This window comes from Acinetobacter sp. USHLN143, assembly GCF_037145695.1.
Taxonomy (GTDB): domain Bacteria; phylum Pseudomonadota; class Gammaproteobacteria; order Pseudomonadales; family Moraxellaceae; genus Acinetobacter; species Acinetobacter fasciculus.
Map to the genome: position 1 here is coordinate 1 of NZ_JBBCWZ010000123.1, position 4809 is coordinate 4809.

Below are 4809 nucleotides of genomic sequence, written 5' to 3' on the forward strand. Positions count from 1 at the left end.
CAGCGTTTAATTGGTTTTGGGAAAAAAGAAGAGTTTAAGGAAATTTTGGCAATTTTAAGAAGGCAGAATCCTGATAGGATAAGGGTTCTGTGAAATTTGTCGTGTACAGAGCCTTCTTTTACATCAATAATGGCTTCATTTAATGTCAGCATACTTTTTAAAACACCACCAAAAACTCTACTATAGCATTTTACAAGTCAATCTCTTGCTTAAAACCCTACTTATTCCATGGAATAAAAGCAGACAAGATAAAGATCAGCCTTGTTCCAAAAGCTGTTTCAGTACAATCACATGGTTATAATCTATGCTCTTGGCTGCAGTAATTAAAGTGACTTGTTCCTGCTCAGCGATCTTCCGAATTTGCTGCAATGTCTTGGCTTGCTGAACAAGTTCCGCTGTATAGCGCTGTTGAAATATCTCCCAATGTTCAGGATCCTGCGCGTACCATTTGCGCAGTTCAGTCGAGGGCGTGATTTCATTGGGCCACATATCAATTTGAGCATCCTGCTTTTTGATGCCTCTGGGCCAAAGTCGATCGACCAGAATCCGTTTACCATCTGACGCTAAAACTTCGGCATAGGCACGCTTGATTTGAATTTGCATGGGTCATCTATTTATTGATCTGGAATTTCGGCATTGACCAATAAAGTCAGCAATTGCAAGGATTCCTGCCATCCCAGATAACAGGCCTCTGCCGGAATCACATCTGGAATACCCGATTGGGTGATATGCACTTCCGTGCCCACAAAAACCGGGTGGAGCTGAATCGTGACGTCAATTTGACCGGGTAAGTTTGGGTCGTCGAACTGGTCGGTATAGCGCAACAACTGGTTAGGCATAATTTCATGATAGGTTCCGCCAAAAGACTGGCTGGTACCGGTGGTAAAATTGCTAAAGGACATTTTATAGCTGCCTCCCACTTTCGCATCAAGATGATGGACTTTGGCGGTAAAACCATGCGGCGCCATCCATTTCACCAAGGCATCAGGATCTGTAAAGGCTCTAAACACCCGTTCTGGGGGTGCAGTGAATACACGGTGAAGTTTGACTGTACTGGGCATTTGTTTTTCTCACTTTTTGTTGTTTTGTGTGCTTAAGTCTACTGCTGTTGATTCCTGGCTCTGTATGGCTTTGGTATGACATTCAGAGTGGATTTTCACTGCATTTAGCTCTACTGAAAAATGCTCAACAGCTTCCAGAATATTTCTACATTAAAAACAGCTGTGCTCAAGCAGATAGCTTTAATTTAATTCTGGCATCCGAACATAAACCCCTTAATCCGGCATGTCATCAATCTGATGCGGTTCTGTACGCGGCTGGGTATTCATGCGATGCCTAAAAGACGATGAACGTTCATATGCCTGCATACGCACCCGCATAATGGAACCCAATGGCTGATGTTCTGTCACGCCATGCCAAGGGTTAAAAGACAGCACGTCATCGGAATACACCCGACGTGCCGGACTGAAAGTATCCTGTTGGGGAAAGTGCAAATGACCAATGACCTGATGCGGTGATTCCTGTTCTTTCCACAGCACAGCCGCATCCTCGACGGGCATAGTCCTCAAATCGGTACATAGCTGCGCACGAATCACATAATCTGCCGTATTCTTCTGAAAGAAATCCCGGACGATGTCACGAATAGCGGAATCATCATTGATTTGCATCTGGATACCGGTGAGTTTCTTCACCGAGTCAGATTCGGGTGCGACACTGATTTTGGCAATATAATCGCCATAACGAAGCGCTGCCATACTATGATAGGTTTCGCCCAATACATGATGCTGGCTACGCGCCAGACCTTTTAAGCTTGCAGGTGCGGGAAAGCCTGCGCGATTTACCAGATAATCTACGCCGCGCATCACCTGACGCAAGCTACGCATAACCGGTTCAGGCGCCTGTTCTGCTTCCGTAATAAAAGGCAGCATTTGCTTATATTTACGCACTGTTCCAAAAGTCAGCACCGGAATATTGACCATCAGAAAATCCTGATGATGACCATCGCTTGGATCATTCGGCAATAAGCGCTGTCCCGGCACATTTAAAATTTTAAGGGCGAAACCATGCGGAGCCGGAGTTTTATCGCTATGCAGATCGCCGGGCGCAGCCGATAGACGTACCATCACGTCATAATAGCCCGGATGAGCAAAAATCCCTTGAGCCAAATGAGCCGGCAAATTTTCAGGAACGGTCAAAATGCCTTTTAAGAAACCATGGGATTTTGCATGTGCATCACGAACCGCATGACGGTGCCGGTCAAAAACCTGGTTATTGGTCTGTGCCATCTGTTCTGTAATATGCAGAATATCCTCTTCTTCATTTTCCTGTTTTTGCTCTACTTCGGGACGATAGTTCACATAATTCGCACTCATACTTGCTTCCTTTTGATTTTTTGAATATGGATCAATTGCACTGAATTTTTTGTATTAATCTAACAAGGAGTTCGCTTTACAAGTTAATTCATTGGTTAATGCTTTGAGGGTCTTTGGTAAATACGACATGCAGACCGAGTCAAAGACCGATGAGGTGAAAAAATAGAGCACGTCAAAAATTGAAAAGTGATTTAACTTTGCAAGTTTCATGCTTATGCTTCGTCGGGAGATCCAGCTCATTTTCCAGGAAGATGAGTTTTGTTTTCGCTTTTAGCCTTTTTTTAGCTTAAAAAATCCTGAAGAGAGCCACCCTTGGCTTGTTGTAACTTGGCAATTTCCTCTAGCTTTTGGGTTTGCGCCTTGTCACTCGTCAGTGTCTGAATTAAATCGTCTGCAAGCTGGTTTAATAACACCAGATCATCTTCGCTCATCTGCCGAATTTGCTTATCCAGAACACAAAAGCTGCCTAACACCAGACCTTGTTTAGTACGTAAAGGTACACCGGCATAAAATTTGATTTTATTTCTGTTTAACTCCGGGTTATGGGTAAAACGCGGATCTCGGTCTATATCCTCAATAATCAGTGCTTCATTCTGATGAACCAGATGGGTACAAATGGATTCTTCCCGGGGAATGCGTGCCTCTATCGGATTTTGATTTTCATCTGCCAGCGGGCTGGCTGGGGTATTCACCCATTTTTCATCAACCAGGGAAATTTGCGCATATTTCACGTTAAATGCCTGGCAGGCTTCTTCAATATACTGCTGATAAATCAGTAAAGTTTCAGGTTGAAGCAATTGCAGTTCATGCAAGGCCGCCAAACGTTCCGGTTCATTTTCCGCAAGCAATTCACGTGCAGGATTTTTACCTTGTTGTAGCATCAGCGCATCAATGCTCAGCATCAATTCATTCACCGTGGATACCACGGCATCCGGTTGAAAACGGTTTTGAATCTCGTCCCGCAATTCATCGCTGACATTGCCCCAGGTGGCAAAAATAATTTTAATATTCGGCAGACGTTTACGGATGCGATGATTCAACAAGCGAATTTGTGCCAAAGGCTGCCGATAAAACATGGAAATGCAAAGCATCTGAGTATTTTCTGGCAAGGATTCAAGCACATCCATTTTTGATTGAATCAGTACTTCATTATGGCTTTGCGCGGCAATTTTTCTTAAGTTTAAACCATGGGCCAACATGGAAGATGCCCATACATCAATTTCCCAACGCGCCCCCAAGCACACCACTTGCGCAGGACCAGCTGTATTTGGAGCTGGGTACTTTTGCTGGAAATCATGATTAAACAACTTTAAGCCCTGATGCATTCTTAAACGGTGCTCGGCACTGGCTTCGGTACTATGTCCTTGCGAAAACAAACGAATGGCGGGAATGGCAACGTCGTCATAAAAGGCATTGACCTTACGAACGACGACTTCCTCACTGGGCTTTTTCGGCAATTTCTGTTGAATATAATCCTGGGCAACTTCAAGGGCATCCTCTACTTCATCGGCAACCAGGCGCTGGTAAAAGCGTTCCGGTGGCGTCAGTACCGGTTCGCTACCAATCAGGGTTTTGATAAATCCCAATGCCGGAATATAGTGAGCCAATACCAATAAACACGCCGTCAATGGCGTCGAGAGAATCAGTCCAGCAGCCCCCCATAGCGTAGTCCAGAATGTCGCCGCAAGAATAATCGCCAAAGTGGAAAGACCGGTACTTTCGCCATACAACCACGGTTCAATCACATTGTTACTAATCAGCTCGAGTAACAGAATCAGCCCAATGGTCCAGAGCACCATATTCCAGCCCGGATCAACCGCAAATGCCAAGGTAATGGGAAATAAGGCCGAGATCATGGGCCCGACATAGGGTAAAAAGCGCATTCCGATCGCGACAATTCCCCACATAATCGCAGCAGGCACACCAATCAGCCATAAGCCCACCGCCATGGGAATACCGAAAGTGACATTCACCAACAACTGCATCCGCAAATAGGTTCCAATCCGGTCTGCGGCATCATCCAGTGCATCTGTACCGACGTTTAAATTGCCGCCCAGCAATTTCAACAAACGGTCATGCAAGTCTTTGCGACTGAGTAAAATCAGTACCACAAACAGAAAAACAATCCCGACTGTGGCCAAGGGATGAAAGATCCTCGCGCCCCACTGCATTGCCGTTTCAGTGGTACTGGCTTGCTGCCCAACCACCTGCACCTGCTGCACCCCCTGGGTTTGTTCAACTGGAGTCACGTCCTATATCGAACTTTCTACCGTATCAATGGTCGTGATGGCGCCGTCCCATACACTCGGCCCAGAAGTAAAACTTTTGGTGGTGTTTCAAAAAGTATGCTGAAAAAAAGCAGGTTGGATTTTGATAAAATAGAGAAATGCGAATAACTCTAGAAATCAAGTGTCCAGCCTGCCTAAGTGACAGTATA

General features: G+C 45.2%; 4 protein-coding genes. All 4 read right to left on the reverse strand.

Translation table 11 applies throughout. From position 1 onward, the window contains the following. Window positions 1-255 precede the first annotated feature (255 nt). Entirely contained in the window at window positions 256-603 is a 348-nt protein-coding gene (locus tag WFH18_RS16785) for a DUF488 domain-containing protein (protein WP_103801045.1), read from the reverse strand. Between the two features lie 11 nt (window positions 604-614). Then, complete coding sequence (locus WFH18_RS16790; RefSeq protein ID WP_004281784.1) at window positions 615-1061, reverse strand: SRPBCC family protein; 447 nt, start codon at window positions 1059-1061, stop codon at window positions 615-617. 213 nt (window positions 1062-1274) lie between these two features. Continuing rightward, on the reverse strand, window positions 1275-2372 hold the full coding sequence (locus tag WFH18_RS16795; RefSeq protein ID WP_004782578.1) for a catalase family protein: 1098 nt from the start codon (window positions 2370-2372) through the stop codon (window positions 1275-1277). 281 nt (window positions 2373-2653) lie between these two features. Next, window positions 2654-4621: an AI-2E family transporter gene (locus WFH18_RS16800; RefSeq protein ID WP_004782579.1), complete on the reverse strand. Its 1968-nt coding sequence runs from the start codon at window positions 4619-4621 to the stop codon at window positions 2654-2656. Window positions 4622-4809 lie beyond the last annotated feature (188 nt).